Annotated in this window: 9 protein-coding genes; 1 reads left to right on the forward strand and 8 read right to left on the reverse strand. The window is 49.2% G+C overall.

Going from position 1 to position 17,512, the window contains the following annotated elements:
- The first annotated feature begins 7 nt into the window (after positions 1 to 7).
- Positions 8 to 1,093 (forward strand): hypothetical protein, encoded by a 1,086-nt coding sequence (locus tag A3C46_05370; GenBank protein ID OGQ22877.1) that lies wholly within the window; start codon positions 8 to 10, stop codon positions 1,091 to 1,093.
- Between the two features lie 169 nt (positions 1,094 to 1,262).
- On the opposite strand, the gene A3C46_05375 is transcribed toward A3C46_05370, so the two are convergent.
- The 8 genes from A3C46_05375 to A3C46_05410 all read right to left on the reverse strand — a co-directional run bounded on the left by A3C46_05375 (position 1,263) and on the right by A3C46_05410 (position 17,441).
- Positions 1,263 to 2,372, reverse strand: coding sequence for a hypothetical protein (locus tag A3C46_05375; GenBank protein OGQ22878.1), 1,110 nt, complete (start codon positions 2,370 to 2,372; stop codon positions 1,263 to 1,265).
- Positions 2,373 to 2,479: 107 nt separating this feature from the next.
- A complete protein-coding gene (locus tag A3C46_05380) occupies positions 2,480 to 2,731 on the reverse strand; it encodes a hypothetical protein (GenBank protein OGQ22879.1) in 252 nt (83 codons plus the stop codon).
- 42 nt (positions 2,732 to 2,773) lie between these two features.
- Positions 2,774 to 3,916 (reverse strand): hypothetical protein, encoded by a 1,143-nt coding sequence (locus A3C46_05385; protein OGQ22880.1) that lies wholly within the window; start codon positions 3,914 to 3,916, stop codon positions 2,774 to 2,776.
- 121 nt (positions 3,917 to 4,037) lie between these two features.
- Entirely contained in the window at positions 4,038 to 5,393 is a 1,356-nt protein-coding gene (locus A3C46_05390; protein ID OGQ22881.1) for a hypothetical protein, read from the reverse strand.
- A 76-nt stretch (positions 5,394 to 5,469) separates the two neighbouring features.
- Complete coding sequence (locus A3C46_05395; protein OGQ22882.1) at positions 5,470 to 7,449, reverse strand: excinuclease ABC subunit B; 1,980 nt, start codon at positions 7,447 to 7,449, stop codon at positions 5,470 to 5,472.
- Between the two features lie 304 nt (positions 7,450 to 7,753).
- Positions 7,754 to 15,205: a hypothetical protein gene (locus A3C46_05400; GenBank protein ID OGQ22883.1), complete on the reverse strand. Its 7,452-nt coding sequence runs from the start codon at positions 15,203 to 15,205 to the stop codon at positions 7,754 to 7,756.
- 62 nt (positions 15,206 to 15,267) lie between these two features.
- Positions 15,268 to 15,789 carry a hypothetical protein gene (locus A3C46_05405; protein OGQ22884.1) on the reverse strand — a complete coding sequence of 174 codons (522 nt, stop codon included), beginning with the start codon at positions 15,787 to 15,789 and terminating at the stop codon, positions 15,268 to 15,270.
- A 146-nt stretch (positions 15,790 to 15,935) separates the two neighbouring features.
- Positions 15,936 to 17,441 (reverse strand): cysteine--tRNA ligase, encoded by a 1,506-nt coding sequence (locus tag A3C46_05410; GenBank protein OGQ22885.1) that lies wholly within the window; start codon positions 17,439 to 17,441, stop codon positions 15,936 to 15,938.
- Between the last annotated feature and the right edge of the window lie 71 nt (positions 17,442 to 17,512).

Here is a 17,512-nt window from a genome sequence, read left to right on the forward strand (position 1 = left end):
ACCTATCATGCAAACGCTTTTTTGCAAGCTTTCTTGCTCTCATCATCTTCCATTGATACAAGCGCTCATGACCTCTCTACAACGAACCTTTCGGGCATTTCGCCATTATAATTTTCGACTTTATTTCGGTGGACAATTTATTTCTCTCATCGGCAGTTGGGCACACTCAACTGCTCTTTCATGGCTTATCTGGAGAATGACGCAATCCTCGCTTCTCCTCGGCGTTATCGGTTTTTCGAGCCAATTCCCCATTCTTCTTTTGGGATTGTTTGGGGGCGTCATTGCTGATCGTTGGAATCGACATCGTATTCTTCTCGTCGCCCAAACGCTCGCCATGATCGCCTCTTTTCTTCTCGTTTTTTTAATGGTCACGCATAAACTTAATCTCTGGAATGTGGCCATCATCAGTTTTTTTCTCGGCATCGTCTTTGCCTTCGAATTTCCAGCGCGACTCACCTTTCTCATGGATGTCGTAGGTCGCGGCGATCTTCTCAATGCTATATCGCTTCACTCAGCAATGTTTCATATCTCTCGTATGATTGGACCTGTGGCTGCAGGATTTATTGTTGCTTGGAAAGATGAAAGTCTCTGTTTTCTTTTCGATGGTTTTACCTTTCTCATTTTCATCGTGACTCTTCTCATGATGCGTCGCAGCGATCTGATGCCGATGGAAATAAAACAGGAACAGAAACACGTCATGGAATCCATTTGTGAGGGAATTCGCTATGCGTGGAGAGATCCCACCACGCGCCTTGAAATATTTCTCGTGATCATTATGGGTTCAGCAGGATTTTCATTTATAGCGCTCATGCCTGTCTTTGCCGATCATATCTACGGAGGTTCAAGTATCGAATTTGGCGGCCTCATGGCAGCTTCAGGCATGGGCGCGATGGTGAGCGCACTGAGTCTTGCACGTCGTGAACACTCTTCTCATCTTCTTTCCGTTGCAACGAAATCGATGATTCTCTTTTCTCTTCTTCTTTTGGTGTTCTCTCAGATAAAAATTTTATGGATGGGGATCTCGCTTCTTTTCATCCTCGGTTTTTTTATGAATCGCGTTGTTGCACATCAAAAACTACGTATAGTGAATTAACTTTTAGTATGTCATCCTCGCGAAAGCGGGGATCCAGAAAAGCTGATGCTACCTGGATTCCTGCTTTCGCAGGAATGACACCGTACTCATGAAAAAAAATGAATTCACTATAGAAAAATAAAAGGCGACCAGGTGGTCGCCTTGAGTAAAACATCTCTATAACTTTTCCTTAGAACTTTGCTTCTAACTGAATAAGCGCTCGATGATGATTATCGTTATTTGCGCCGCTGATATTATCGTAATCTTCTGTCCAGAAATAAGCGACCTGAGCCTTCAGTCCTTTCACGATAAACCAATTCAAACCACCACCAAACTGATTTGCATTATTATCTGCTCCTTCACGAAAAATTTGTCCCACTTGCACCGCAACCTGCAACTTTTCCGGAAGAAGATAAAACGAAGGAACAATATGATATCCAAAATCCGTGAGACGCGCTTCACGCAATTCAACTGGCAACGCTCCAAAACTTTGGAAATCGGTCCATCTCCAATAGACATCACTTCCAACTGCAAATCGTTTCCAGGTAAAAAGAAGTCCGGTTGACGTCTGAACAATCCAATCAATGACAGGAGGATTATTGTTAAAAGCATCCGGGTCATCAGTTCGTTTTCCGGAATAATTAATACCGGCAGAAGCTGCAAGAGATGGGGTCTCCTGAAGAATATTTACTCCCGCTTTCGCACCATAAGAAAATTTATAACTATCATTAAATGTATATTGATCTTCATTGGAGTTAATCGCTGCAACATCGTAGAAAAATCTTCCGACTTCACCGGCAAGATCGACTCCAAGTCCCGCTGGATTACCGAAGCTTGCGCGCGTAACGGTTAACTGGGTTGCCGTATCATATTGTGTAACAGTAACGGGTGGTTCAGGAAGGACTTGATTTTCTTCCATTCCGAGAGGGAGCCCCACAAAACCGACACTTAATTCAAACTCGGGACGGAAAGTATAGGTAATTGCTCCGCCGCTAATATTGACCGTTCTGAAATTTGCAGATTGTGTGGAATGTGCCAGTTTGATCGTAAATTTAAGTTTTTCATACATCGTTGCTTTAAAACTGACGTATGCCGTGCGAAGACGAAAGCCGAGCTTTGGTTCTTCTGTCGTGCTGTCAGTGAATTCTAAACGAGGAGTAACACCACCTCGAATCGTTAATTGAAAATTTTCGTCATCACTTTTGAGGTAAAAACCATCTTTATATCCAACTGATGCTTGCACAGGGAGTGCAAAGAGTATGACGACACACAGCGTTCCCCACGAGACAATCCGCTTCATAATGACAAGCTCCTTTCAACTTTTTGAACGAGAAATGGTGACAACACCTTATCGGAGAGGTTTAAGGGAAGTTGCGTGGTTTTTTGTAAGACTGTAACTATTTGTTTTTATTTGGAAATAAAAGGTTTTAATTCCAATGAAGGTCCCAATTCGATGGCATTTTTCTCCATTCGTCTTAACGATTCTTCAGTAGAAAAAATCCAGTTGGTTACATTTTCGAGTTGATTCAACCAAAAGCCGCGTTGTTCCTCATCCTCACTTTTTTCCACAAAAATAATCAATGCTGACTTTGGACGCTTCCACAGCTCCTGGATCCATGGATAATGCGGTTTCGAAAGTTTGATTTTTGCAGAAGTCACATTACTGTATCGATAGAACGAGGGAAAAGTTTCCCGAAAATTTTATGATATTTGCTGGTGGAGAACTTTCTGAATTTGATCAAGGGGAAGAGCTGTTATTTTTTGATGCAAGGGATAGGAATCTCCTTTTGGATAAATGACCCAGAGATGTTCCAGAGGTAATGCTTCAATTGCAGAAAGCATCGACCGCGTACGTCGGGGAGCGTCGGAATATTTGACTTCGATTCCCCAAAGCTTCCCCTTTGCTTTCCAGAAAAGATCAACCTCAGATCCTCCGTGTGTTTTCCAAAAAAAACATTCATCGGACGAAAGCCGCAAGCATCGAATCGCCATTTCGAGCGCAAAGCCTTCCCAAGATGCACCGAGCTTGGGATGAGCTGTAAGCTCTTCAAAATTTTCGATATTTTGCAGCGTGTGAAAAATACCAGAATCCTGAAAGTAAAGACGCGGTTGCTTCACCACTCGCTTTCCGACATTGGTAAACCATGGCTGAAGAAGTCTCACCATAAAAGTCCCTGCAAGGATATCAATGTACTTCCGAGCCGTCATATCAGAAACGCCGAATGAACGACCAATTTCGGAAACATTCAAAATTTGTCCATGATAGTGACTCAGCATCATCCAAAATCGTCGAAGCGTTTCAGATGGAATACTAATACCAAGTTGTGGGATATCACGTTCAAGAAAATCCCGAATGAAATCACGCCGCCACTGAAAACTGACACGATCATCAGACGCAAGAAAGGATCGAGGGAAACCACCTCTGATCCAAAGTTTCGTGAGGTGATCCATCCCAACTTCTTCGAGATCAAATCCATGAAGCGATACATAGGAGATACGACCAGCAAGCGATTCAGAACTTTGTCGAATAAGATCGCGAGAGGCGCTCCCAAGAATGAGATATCGTTGATCGGAGCGATAGTCGACAAGATGCCGAAGGAGCGGAAACAAATCAGGCTTTCGTTGAATTTCATCAATCACGATAGTTCCGCGAAGTGGTTCGAGACAGAGCTTTGGTTCATCAAGCTTTGCGAGATCGACTGGATTCTCCAGATCAAGAAAGTGTTCAGCCGAAATCTGCCGCGCAAGCGTTGTCTTTCCGCATTGACGTGGTCCAAGCAGTCCAACGACACGAAAATGCTTCAGCCGCTCTTCGACCTCTTTTTGAGCATGTCTTGAAATCATGCATTAAGGATAAAGAATAACTATGAAATTTCAAATGATTTGTTTGAAATTTCCTTGATATAGAATAAGCCATTGAATTTAATAGATATTTTTAACAGATCGCTATGCCATTCAAACCTATTTAGGGTTTAGGAGTGAGCTGCAAGGTACCGCCGCCGTTTAAGAAGGTGATGTTGCCGCCGGCGAGGGCTGATGGAGTTAAGGCCGATGTCTCGGCAAGTGTGGTTGGGGTTTTCGCAAGCGCTGCGGGGCATTTCAGACCATCGGTTCGCTCAAGAAGTTTAACTGTCACTTGCTTCCAACCAAAAAGTTCTTTTTGTCCTGTGGATGCCACAAGTGAAGCATTGAGATTCGAATAATTTGCAGGAGTGTTGACCGAAGTGAGTCCCTGTTCTGCACCAGAGCATGCGAAAGAATACGAAGCATTATCGCCAAAAAAATGAACTTCGACGGTCGCATTTGCAGATGGCGCTAAAGAATAGGTCAAGCTCCTCACCTGATAGCTTGTGACATCTGCAAGACGCACAACACTTGTTTCAAATGCTTTGGTGGCAATAGACTGAAAACTGATAAATCCTTTTCCGTTTTTAAAAGAGAGGCGCTCGCCAATCATCTCTCCAATAGGCTTTGTTTCTGTCTCCGCCACAAGTTCCGGTCCTTGTGTTTTCTGGATAAAGAGACTGAGTTTCGCGATCATATTTGAAAACTCAGGATCAGTAGAAGAAAAACATTCGATCGGAATATGCAGACCTGCATAGAGAATATTCCCGAATTTTACCGGCAACAAATATTTGTCATCGACTTGACAGTTCTGAACCGCATTTCCACTACTGTCTATTCGCGTGGCAAAAAGAAAATAGCGATGTTCAGTACGCGCATCAGCGCCACTGTCAAAGAAAAGTTTGTCGATAAAAAGTCCCGTCGTAAGCGAAGGGGCTAAAGCAGGAATCGAAATCTCTTCTTCGCTATGAACACGGAGAGTAACGCTCGAAAGACCGTTCGCTGTCCAAATGGGAGCGTTGGTGAGTTCTTCAAACGTAAGTTCTTCAGACATGCCAACGATATCATCATCTCGTGAAATCGGTTCAGGACAATTTTCACTATCTTTTTCCACAACGACAATTTGAAAACGGGCGGCACTGTCAGGCTTGTCATCATTCACCGCTTGCATCGGAATATCGAGCATGCCGTAATAAACGCCGGGCGTGGCAAGTTGACTGATGCCATCTGTCCCACTTGCACAGGTGAGATCCTTTCCCTCTCCGCCAACATCTCGAAGATAAATTGCAAACTCCCCTTGAGAACTGAACTCGTCATCAAGACCACCATTGACATAAAAGTGATCCACGACAAGCGCTTTAGCTTCATTGATATCCAGAACAGGACCTTCGATCGAAGAAGGAAACCCTCCATCGCTGCCACAAGAGAGAAAAAGAGCATATATGATACACACAAGGAATCCTGTTTTCTCTCTCATGCTCTTCTCTCCTTAAAATAATGCCAAAAATTCGAGGTATCATAGCAAAAGGAGAAAGAGGTGGCGACAGAAAACCCTAGCCTCCGACGATTTTTTTCTCAAGGCGGAGAAGGCGATCGCGGATATTGGCCGCTTCTTCGAATTCGAGTTTTTTTGCATATTTCATCATTTGCCGCTTGAGGGATGCGATTTCCTTATCGAGTTTCTCAAGAGGAATCTCTTCTTCTTCAAGAGGAGGAGTGACGTAATCAAGCTCATAAATGGAATGCATCACATTACTAATCTCTTTTTGAATCGATTGAGGGGTGAGGCCATGCTGAAGATTATACGCTCCCTGCTTTTGACGGCGCCGATCCGTCTCATCGATCGCTCGTTTCATCGAAGCGGTCATAACATCGGCATAAAGAATCGCTCGGCCATGGACATTTCGTGCTGCACGACCAAACGTTTGTATGAGCGAGCGTGTCGAACGCAAAAACCCTTCGCGATCTGCATCAAGAATGGCAACCAGCGCCACTTCAGGAAGATCAAGCCCTTCGCGTAATAAGTTGATACCAACCAAAACATCAAACTCACCCAGTCGAAGGCTCCGCAAAATCTCCATACGCTCAAAGGATTCGATATCAGAATGAAGATAACGAACACGAATTCCTTTTTCGCGAAAATGTTCTGAAAGATCTTCTGCCATCCGTTTGGTAAGCGTCGTCACTAACACCCGCCGCCCTACACTTGTCTCTTTCTGAATTTCTCCGATCAGATTGTCGACTTGGCCTTTGGTCGGACGAACTTCAATTTCAGGATCCATCAGTCCGGTGGGACGAATCACTTGTTCGACCACTTCACCGTGTGAATTTTTTAATTCATAATCCGCAGGCGTTGCAGAAACATAGACAACTTGCTCCACAAGTTTTTCAAATTCATCGAAGCGAAGGGGACGATTGTCGAGCGCTGATGGGAGACGAAAACCGTATTCCACAAGCGTTGTCTTCCGCGATCGGTCGCCATGATACATTCCGCCGATCTGCGGCACGGTGACATGACTCTCATCGATGACCAGCAAAAAATCGCGCGGAAAATATTCAATCAGTGTTGGAGGAGCTTCGCCCTCTTTACGTCCCGTCAGATGCCGTGAATAATTTTCAATCCCCTTACAAAAACCCATCTCTTCAATCATCTCGAGATCAAATTTTGTTCGCTGCTCGATGCGCGCTCTTTCAAGAGGTTTGTTCAGCTCATGTAATTCTTTGAGTCGCGCTTCAAGTTCGAGTTTGATATTGACCACCGCTGTTTTTCTGCGTTCTTCTTCCGTCACAAAATGGCTTCCGGGATAAACATCAATCTTCTCCATATCACGTTGTACTTGACCCGTAAGCGCATCGATTTCCACGATTCTTTCGAGATCATCCCCAAAAAATTCAAATCGAAGCGCGCGCGCATCTTCATACGCCGGAAAAACTTCCACCACATCACCGCGAACGCGAAACGTTCCACGATGAAAATCATAATCGTTTCGTTGGTATTGAATATCGACTAACTCATGCAAAAACTTTTGCCGCTCGAGGGCTGCGCCCTTCTTCAATTCAATGTGCATACCCTTATAAGATTCTGCAGAACCTAATCCATAAATACAGGAGACACTCGCCACAATAATCACATCGCGACGGGTGAGGAGTGAATGGGTTGCCGAATGGCGCAACTTATCAATACGTTCATTGATGGCGGAATCTTTTTCGATAAACAGATCTTGCGCAGGCATATACGCTTCGGGCTGATAATAATCGTAGTAACTGACAAAATATTCGACCGCATTTTCAGGAAAGAGCTCTTTGAACTCAGCATAGAGTTGTGCCGCGAGCGTTTTATTGGGCGCCATCACCAGTGTAGGCTTCTCGATGTTAGCGATCACGTGCGCAATCGTAAATGTTTTTCCCGAACCAGTCACCCCCATGAGTGTCTGATGTTTTTTTCCTTCGCGAACCCCTTGCGTAAGCTTGGCAATGGCTTCCGGCTGATCGCCTTTAGGAGTGAAGCTTGTGGTAAGTTTAAAAAGAGACATACGTCAAACCCATAAGTGACCGGCAGATATTGGTCAAGAAGGGCAAACACAAGAAAAAATAGAAAGTTTTTCTTTCCTCGACCTTGTTTATCTGTCGCTCATTCCACGATCGCAGCTCGCGATGCCTCATCGACGCGGGAAACGATGGTTGCTCAATAAAAAAAGATTGAGAGAGTTCGGGAAGAAACTCAATTACCCCCCCTTGCTCGACAAACTCACGACATTGGGGATGTGAGGAGCAGGAAGTGTGCAATGCAAAAGGAAAGGGTCCCTTTGAGCCCTTCTTTTCCCAGAAGCATTTTATTTATTTTCCTCCAAGCTCGAGGAACTTCTGCCACTCATCGGGACTGAGGGTGTGAATTCCACCTTCCTCAACGTCGCCCCAACTCGCCCCTCCACCTTGCTCAGACTGCAACGGCTTTGTCGGCGTTCGATCAAGTGGAATACGCATTGTTGGATACTCATCCGCCGCCATAATTTGCCGTCCCACTACCTCATCGGCAGGTGTCCGTTCAACGCCTCGAGTTGTAACTTTTACCCCTGGTTCATGAACTAAATAACTTTCTTCAAAAAGACGCGTTTCATTTGCAGCGCGCTTATCCATTTCTCGCCTAAGGGCCCTGACATCAACTATTCCAGCACGAGCTGAGCGATCCATCATAATAGGAGGTAGCTCAGGAATTCGAATTCTTATAGTTTCTTCTGCTATCAGAGCTACCTTTTCTTGTACTCGTCTTGTGGCTGCTCGCGCTAAGCTCGTGGCCCCTAACGGTGAAATCGGAATCGGAATGCCTGTGCCTGCAGAAAATGCTTCCATCGCAAGGGTTTCTCCTGCCGCTGCCATTCCTTCGGTAGCTGCCATGCCAACATTTTGAACTATGGTCATTGCCTGGAGTGCATATCCCGCCACCTTCATTCCGACATAGGTCTGCGGAGCCATGAGTCCCTGTCGATTTCCCGGACCAAAAGTCCCTGCACCAAACGCCCGTTCACCCGGGACCATGATCGGGATGATCGGTTCTTTCGGTGCATGCCCTGTCGGATCATTGTATTTGATCGGATTATTAAAGGTATACGCATACCGATTCCAGGCCTGGGCATTCGTTGGAGAGGGCAAGACACTATCAGCCTGTGTAAACCGCCCCATCACTGGATCATACATCCGCGCCCCGTAGTCATAGAGCCCCGTTTCTTCATCCAGCTTCTGCCCCGTATACCGCTGCGCGATCACCACTGATCCCTCACTCCCCGCCATAAACGTTTCCCCAAACGGGAAGTGCGCTTCCTTTGTCACCGCCTCTCCATCGGTTCCCGATGTAATCACCTCGCTCGATCCCAAGTGATTGGGCCACACAAAGTACCACTGCGCATTCGGCGATCCATACTGCGATGTCCCGCTCAGCCGCTGCTGTTTGTTTGCCGTGACCTGCATCCCAGTCGGCTGGCCGGCCATGCTCCCAAATCCGTACCACCCCAGCCTTCCCACCCCCGGCGCCGAGACAAATCGCGTCTCTGCCTGAGCACCATCGCGTCTTCGAATTTCATGCCCAGCAACGAAAAACGTCCTCACCGGACTTCCCGATGTCGGATACATCATTTTCCGAATGCGTGTTCCTCCAAAGTCATAGAGATACTCCGCTACCTTTCGATTCGCGACATCGTCCCACACTTCGGTCAGTTTGTTCTCTCCATTGTAGACATACCGGAATTTCTTCCCTCCGTTCTCCGCACGATGGGTCATGTTTCCCGCATCGTCAAAAATCGCTCCCATCGCAATCCCCGGCGTCGTCACCGCCTGCATCAGTCGTTGCAAACGTTGCTGCTGGGACGAACCCTGCTTTCCGCCACCAAACAACGAATGCAGGATGGATCCGACCACTCCGCTCTCTTTCTTCGAAGCTCCCAGCGGGTTTGCTCCGGTGGCGGCCATCCCACCTGTCATCACCTGCCCCGTACCCCCTGCCGTTTTCCCCCCTGTCGTCTTCCCCTTGCCGTTGTTTCCTCCGCTGTCCATGACCTCCATCCCTGGATCCGCTTTCACCTGTTGTTGCTTTCCCCCCTCGTTATTCCCCGAAACCGTCCCCACGATCACATGCCCGTTGTCTTCGTAGCGAAATCCCCTCGGCCCTTTCTTTTGGATATTCCCGATTTCATCGTAGTCGTACTCCTCTCTTCCGTAGATCCCGCTCGCCGTCTTCAACCGACTGAGCGCATCATAGGTCATGCCCTGCGTCTTCCTCGCATCCAGCTTGTCTTCAATCCGATCGATGTTCCCGATCGGATCGTAGGTATATTTCACCTCCTGCAACTTGGTTCCTCGCTGATTCGTCGTCTGCAGCGTGTCCAAAAAATGTTCCTCAGTATACGTATACGTCGCCGTCGCCTTCCCCATCACTTTCCGTTTCATCTGCCCTAACGCATTGTGGTCCTCAAACAGCGCAAAAGGAACCCCTCCCACAAGCACGCTCGCCAGATGTGATCCTTCCGCGGAGTACTGATACTCCACGTCACGCGACCCCTGCACGCGCACCTTCTGCAGTCGATTGAGACGGTCGAATTCTCTCTCTTCCGCCCATTGAGCAAAACGCCCCCCCACATCCTCGATCTTCGTCGTCTCCTTCTTTACGTTCCCCATCACGTCATACTCAAACCACCACTGCCGCTCCTTCGGAAGCATCCGCACACTCGTCAACCTCCCCTTCGCATGCGGTTCATTCGGCTGCGTTCCATCGTAAAAGTAATACGTCACTTCCAACGGTTTTCCCGGAGCCGCCACCTCCTTCTGCTGCAACCGATGAATCTGATCATAGAAATGCGTCGTCACATTGCCCAGCGCGTCGGTCACCTGGGACAGCCGGTCGACATCCGTATACGTATAGTTCGTCGTTCCTGTCTGCGAATCGGTCCCACTCACAACTCTTCCGCGACTGTCGTAAATAAACGTCAATTCTTCGTTATTGGGAAGGACCACTCGCTTCACCCGATATCCCGCATCATAATCGTAACGCAGCGGTTGATTCGCCGCATCGAAGATCACTTCCAACATACCCTTGGCATTAAATTGTGCCGTCGTTTGCTGCTGCTTTGCATCGGTCATGCTCACTTCCTTGCCATCATACGTGATCGTTCGAATCGTCTTCGGTCCGCTTGCCAATAACTTGACTACCTGCACAGGTCTCCCTTGACTGTCGTGAGTCACCTCAATCCACGTCGGCGTACTGCCGCTCCAATGCGGTTCCGTATACCGCAGGACTTTCCTCCGGCTCCGATAGACCTCCTCGTAGAGGGTGACAACCTGTTTGCCACCATCGTCCGATTTCTCCGTCTTATAGACCCTCCCCAATCCATCCAAGTACTTCCGCTGCCACGGGCTCGCCTCAATCGTTGCCGCAGACCCGCCTGTTCCTCCGCTTCCTGCAAGGGACGCGCCTCCGACTCCCCCCGTCGGCGAGCCCAAACCTCCAACTCCTGGTGCCGGCGCAAGAACAGATCCAAAAGCCCGCTCTTCAAGATATTGCCCCTGCACATCCCCCAAATGCTTGTACTCCACACGAACCTCTCCGCCGCTGGGAAGGATCGTCTTCTTCAACCGCCCGAGAGGATCGTATTCCAATCGCGTCTCTTCTCCATTCGCCCCTCTTTTCTTCACCGCTCTCCCCGCATGGTCGTACTCCGTCGTCTCCGTCAACCGATGCACCACTCCTCGCTTCCGATACACCCGCGTCACCGACCTCGGATACACCCCAAAATCCGGATCATACTCAATCTCCGTCTGATACCCGTATGCATCCTGGCGCTGAACCACCCCTCCCCGATCATTATAGAATTGATTCTGCACTACCGTCACCCACCGCGCATTCCCGCCTGTCACCGCACACCAACTCCCCCCGTTTGCCCCCTGGCACTGCGCTGCATCAGCGCACAAAAGCTCCTCGCTCTTCACGATCCACCACTGATCCGCGTGCTTCACATTGGCCGGATGATATGTGTGTTTGCTGCAGCTTAAAAGAAGCCCGTTCCCCTTCGACACCTTCACTCCATCCACCCTCCCAAAGAGCCAGTTCTGATCATCCGCCGGCCCATACTGCGTCGTCGTCACCACACAGTCATTGTCCGTACATGTCCGGATATCGGTCGGCAGGCCATGTGCATCATAGGCCTTTGTCACCGTCGTTTGATACAAGAGCTCACCGCTTCCATCCCCGTCAAAGATCATTGCCGTCTCCGTCGTCGGCCGAACATCGGTCACCCCCGCAATCGTCGTTACCGCCTCGTACCGACGGCTCGTCTCCGAAACCATGAATCCCTCTCCATTCAATATCTCCACCTTCGCAATGGCCCCATCAAACGGCTCATCCTGATAATACGTCGTCCTCACCTTCTCCCCCGTCTCTTCATTCGTCACCTCGTGCTCCTCAAACCCAAGATCGCGCGAACGCTGCCCCGCAAAAAGATACCGGGCATTCTTATAGCTATGCGTCTCCTTCCACTCTTGTCCCCGCCCGTTGCTCCTCACAATCTCCGTCACCACCGGCACGTACTGCGTCCGCACTCCCCCGCAGCCCCCGCTCGACTCATGCTTCGTGCACGTCGTCCGCAAAGGATCGATCGCCCCCGTTGCCACAATCGCCTCGTGCGTCACCACGATCCGACCGCCAAGGCTCGTATGAACCTCTTTGATGAGGTCGGGACGCTCTCCCTGTGACAGCATCACTTTCATCCCATGGTGTGGAAATCGTCCTCCACCAAACACATCGTCTAAACCATCTCCGTTAAAATCTCCCACCGTCATCGACATCAGATCCCCTTGATCACTCCACGACACCTCTGGCCGTTCCACAAGACCCTGCGGACCTCCCATCAATACCCGCAGATAAGCATCACCACTGTTCCAACCCGTGCTCCCCAGCACCACATCCATCGCCCGATCCCCGTTCAGATCTGCCAATTCCATCAACCACTGCGGCTCATGAATCCGCCGCCAGCCGCCATGCAGGGACAACTGGGGCAACTGCGTCTGGGAAAAACCGGCTACCCCTCCAAAAGCGATCTCAAGAGGACGATCGCCGTTGGACTCGTGAAACAGAACCTGGTCTCCGACCCCATCTCCATTGACATCTCCGATTCGATGCTGCCAGCGCTGGGCAGGATAGATCGATTCACGATAGATAAAGCGATCATTGGAATGGGTACAGTCGCGCGCGCCGCTCTCGTCGCCTTCGTGGCGAAGGCAAATAACATTGGTCCTCGGTTGAACATAAGCTCCCCAAGACTGCTGCACTTGCCACGATGGATCTTGTCCGCTTGATATTCCTCGCCATGGATCGCCGTTAAAACGCAAAATCTCCCGCCCTTCGGTGTGCGATGACCAAGTCCAGGGAATCTGATAGGTGACACCTGACCTCGCATTCCAGTTCCCTCGCGTGCTCTCCACCTCATAATGTCCCAGGTTCATCAAAAAAATCTCGTTCAAACCATCTCCCGTCACATCCCCTACTGCCATCTCAAAGCTCTTTTCCACATCGAGATACCGCCATCTTCTTTGTCCTTCTCGCCCCACAAGATACAAAGGGTTTACATCGCGCCACTCCAATGCTGTGTGGTACCCCTGCTCACTTCCAAGAAGATAAGTCATCGCTGCCACATTGTCCCCGGGTGGACTTCCTTGAGGAGATGGATTCACATACTGGGCATAGTGCCACATCAACAGATCCGTCTTCCCGTCGTTGTTCACATCGGCTGGGACGACTGCCAGGGCCGGCGGCAATAGCCTTCCTGCAGGAGGCGCCCAGGAAGGAGTTTGTTCCACTATTGGTCCCAGTCCACTAGCACCACCTGTCATCAAATACAGTTGATGGGTTGTACCGTTGACGATCGCCAAGTCCACACGACCATCCCCATTAAAGTCCACCGGCATCGTCTGCCAATGCAGAAGATTATTATTATAGTTTGTAAACGCGGGGAAAACAGGATTGATCCTTCTCATCTCCTGCATCAACCCAAGTCCAGAGCTTCCTCCCATTGCTCCCGATATCGTCACCTCTGACTCGGGCCTCCCCACATCTCGGTGCTTCATCACGACTTCTATCAGATCGCTCAACCCATCCCCATTGATATCCAGTACCATTGCTTGCCGTGAGTATGGCGATGCCTGCTCCCGCCACCGTGAAAAGAGTTGAGGTGCTTGAAGGCCAGTCGCACTCCCCATCAACATGTAGATCAACCTCTCTTGGTCTTGACCAGCTCCTCCCTCAATATCTGTTTCGTAGCTCGATCCCACATGTTGAAGATTGTAATATGCCAGGACATCGTCAAAACCGTCTCCATTGAAGTCTCCACTAAAGAATCTCTCTGGATGGGTCACAAGGCGGAGATTATAAGTGCGGACTGTTTCAACCGGTACCTGCCAATTTACATCGAGAACGGTCGTCGTGTAAGGCACTAGCAAAGGCTCTTGTAGACTCTTTTGCGGACGATCGGTTGGCGTAAAAGATGCAAACGATGTCGACGTCATCGGATTCACCGCCCCATCGCTCCATACAAATAACTCCGCTGGCATCACATTCCCATTGGAACAACTCACGTCGCTATTCGCCGGCAAGATCTCCGGCAGTGACACCCGATTCGTCTGCGACGAAAAACAATCGGCCCCCTGCTGCTGCACTGACACAAGTCGACTTCGACCGCTGGTACCTTGTTCATAGGTGAACACGTACCGATGGATCGGCAAGAATCCCCCCGTCGTCTCCCCGTAGAATCGGATCTCCTTCACTCTCAAATCAAACTGGTTCGGATAGGGACTCGTGTCCGGCCGCGCCTCATACACAAACTTTGCAAGCTGTTTCTTCCGCGGTTGGCTGGTATGTTTTGGTGAGACGATCTGCAGAGGATAGGATATCCCGTCCTGCACAAAATAATCGACTTGCGTCGTATTTCCATTCACATCCACGAGTTTATAGAGGTGCCATCGATAGATTCCTCGAGGTCTCCCTGTCTGCTGCGCCTGCATCTTGTCCCACGTCACCGCCCCCCATTCTTCCCCCTGATTCCACGGATTGCCATCATAACGACATGCCGGATTATTCAGATAATATCCGCTCCCCCCTGTATCCGCGTTGCAACTCGCATCTCCCCCATAGTAGATCTTCGTCCCGTCCTTCAACGACTTCACGATGTAACTTCCCCTGAACTCATACGTTGCCCACGTCTCGCTCTTTGTCCGATAGAGATAATTCGGCAATCGCACCAGATGCAGGCTCGGGCTCGCCGGCACATCCCACCCTGCGGGATTGAATGCGAACGTGTCGCTCGCCGTGTAGGTGATCCCCATTCCGGCATCGACACGCTGGATCGACGACACCCCCGCCCCCGACATCCGGGCACCCATCCCGAACAACCCGTTTCCCACCTGCGAATCGTACGTGAGAGAGAGGCTCAACGCCTGTGATGGGCCCGTCAACGGAAGATTGTACACAAACGACCCACTGGGACCGGCTGAAGCGCTCCCCGAAGAAACAGAGGCCATCGTCGGTTCTGCATTCTTGATTTCACCGTTTTGAACGACGCTCTCGCGATCTGCCACTTTCGGTTGCGCCGTCGATTGCGCCTGCGGCTGCCCTGAAGTCCCTGAACCACTTCCATCGTAGTTTGTCGTCCCGGTTCCACCCCCCTGCGCCAAAACTTCAAGGGGAAAGGCGAGCATGACAGAAAGCATGATCGCCAAGAATTGTCGGGGCAAATCGCTACCGCGTGACATTGTCTACTCCTTCTCGCCTCATACCTCACCCAACTCTCTGCTGCTGTTCGGTATGTATATTGCTAATCCCGCACGAACCAACTGCTCGGCCCAGGGGGAACATCCCAAACAGAACTGACCCCAAACACATCTTCACTCCAATAGGTGATCCCCTTCCCCGTATTCACCCGCTCGATGACCGTCGTCGCCAATCCGTTCAGCCGAAATCCCATCCCCACAATGCTGTTCCCCGCATGCGAACTGTACGCCAACGACAGCCCAAACGACGATGAAGGAGAGGCCAACGGAACATTGTAGACAAACTCTCCATTGTGACCGACCGACTCCTCCCCCACTCGCGACATCGCAACTGCAGGCTCCGCCCCCTTCACCAACCCATCCTGGACCACGCTCTCTCGCGTGACCGCACCAGCCTTCACCGCCTCCCGACCTGCACTCCCATCTCCTCTGTAGCTTTGAGATGAACTCTCCGATGAACTGACCGCACTCCCTCCTCCTGCCTCACCAAACACCTCAACAGGGAGCGCAATCAACAGCGCAAGCGTGAAAGCTAAGAAACGATGGAAGAATGTAAAATAAAACATCGGGGTCGCTCCTGAGAAAAGATAAACGATGGATAATAAGCAAAAAGAGTGCCAAAAAAATGAACGTATAAATAGTTCATATTGAAAGATATCGATGTTCATTCACTCAATAAGTCGTCAAATATATGACGGGAAAAAGTTTTATTTTACCCCTGCGTTTTCCACTCGGTCGTACCATTAGGACGGTCTTTGAGTTCAACACCCATTTTTTGGAGTTGGTCGCGTATTTCATCGGAACGTTGAAAGTTTTTTTGGTGACGCGCGAGCCTACGTTCTTCCAAAAGTCGTTCGATTTCTTTGGGATCAATGTGTAATTGAGTCATTGCTAACACATCGCTTTGCTCGCGATATTTTTTTGGATCTGAACCAAAAAAACCGAGAACATTGCCGAGAAGTTTTTGCATTTGGTGAAAACCATCGATCAATTCTGTAGGGGCGTGTGGCACACGCCCGGGCGAACGCCGTTCGCCCCTACTTTCGTTTTCATCGAGCATTTTATTTGTAAGCCGCACGATTTCGAAAACATTTCCGACAACAGCTGCAGTGTTAAAGTCATCGTTCATTGCTGATTGAAAATCGTTTTCAAAAGAGCTCAATCGTTCCAAAAGTTTTGATTGATGAGTAGAATTTGAAAGCGGGCAGCTGCGATGGTCCTCGTCAGCACCCGCTGAGGAAACACGCGACACTGTTTCATAAAATCGATCAAGCGCTGTTTTGGCTTCGCTCATCGCTTGCTCACTATAATCAAGCGGCGAGCGATAGTGATTGGAAAACATAAAGAGACGAAGCACTTCAGGATGATATCGTTTTAACAACTCGGAAATATTGGCAACATTTCCAAGACTCTTACTCATCTTTTGATCATTGAGAGTAATAAGTCCATTGTGCATCCAATAGCGTGCAAACTCTTTTCCGTGAGCGCCTTCGCTCTGCGCAATTTCATTTTCATGATGCGGAAAAATGAGATCCCGACCCCCGCCATGAATATCAAAGGTTTCACCTAAATATTTTGTACTCATCGCGGAACATTCGATGTGCCACCCAGGACGACCCTCTCCCCATGGACTTTTCCACGAAGGTTCTCCCGGCTTCGCTTTTTTCCATAACGCAAAATCCAAAGGATCTCGTTTTTGTTCATCGATCTCAACACGCGCTCCGCTTTCGAGTTCTTCGATGTTGCGATTGGAAAGTTTTCCGTATGAAGGAAAGGCGCGCACCGAAAAGAAAACATTACTCTCAACTGCATACGCCATTTTCTTTTTGATCAGCGTTTCAATCATCGCAGTCATCTCTTTGATATGCTTTGTCGCTTTCGGTTTTTTTGTTTCTGTGTCGATACCAAGCGCTTTCATATCCCGTTCATATTCGTCGATATAACGCTGGGCAATATCATCTGCGCTGACACCTTCTTTGTTGGCGCGAAGAATAATCTTGTCATCCACATCGGTATAGTTGCGAACAAAGGTCACCTCATAATCGAGATAACGTAAGTATCGCACAACAACATCATAGGTCAGCGCCGCCCGGCCATGGCCGATGTGGCTTGAATCGTAGACCGTCACACCGCAAGCATAGATACCAACTTTTCCTTTTTTGAGAGGAATAAATTCCTCTTTTTTGCGATGAAGGGTATTGTGAATTTTAAGAGTCATAATTTTATACCAAACTGATCTCGCATTTTCTCTCGGGGTACAGACGCTGCGGTTCTGCTCCTCGCGTCTTC

This window comes from Deltaproteobacteria bacterium RIFCSPHIGHO2_02_FULL_44_16, assembly GCA_001798185.1.
Lineage (GTDB): Bacteria > UBA10199 > UBA10199 > 2-02-FULL-44-16 > 2-02-FULL-44-16 > 2-02-FULL-44-16.

What these genes read in the sequence shown, in the direction of transcription:
- A3C46_05405 (OGQ22884.1), bottom strand. Translation starts at nt 15,789, where the DNA reads ATGTTTTATTTTACATTCTTCCATCGTTTCTTAGCTTTCACGCTTGCG.
- A3C46_05395 (OGQ22882.1), bottom strand. Translation starts at nt 7,449, where the DNA reads ATGTCTCTTTTTAAACTTACCACAAGCTTCACTCCTAAAGGCGATCAG.
- A3C46_05370 (OGQ22877.1), top strand. Translation starts at nt 8, where the DNA reads ATGCAAACGCTTTTTTGCAAGCTTTCTTGCTCTCATCATCTTCCATTG.
- A3C46_05410 (OGQ22885.1), bottom strand. Translation starts at nt 17,441, where the DNA reads ATGACTCTTAAAATTCACAATACCCTTCATCGCAAAAAAGAGGAATTT.
- A3C46_05390 (OGQ22881.1), bottom strand. Translation starts at nt 5,393, where the DNA reads ATGAGAGAGAAAACAGGATTCCTTGTGTGTATCATATATGCTCTTTTT.
- A3C46_05400 (OGQ22883.1), bottom strand. Translation starts at nt 15,205, where the DNA reads ATGTCACGCGGTAGCGATTTGCCCCGACAATTCTTGGCGATCATGCTT.
- A3C46_05385 (OGQ22880.1), bottom strand. Translation starts at nt 3,916, where the DNA reads ATGATTTCAAGACATGCTCAAAAAGAGGTCGAAGAGCGGCTGAAGCAT.
- A3C46_05375 (OGQ22878.1), bottom strand. Translation starts at nt 2,372, where the DNA reads ATGAAGCGGATTGTCTCGTGGGGAACGCTGTGTGTCGTCATACTCTTT.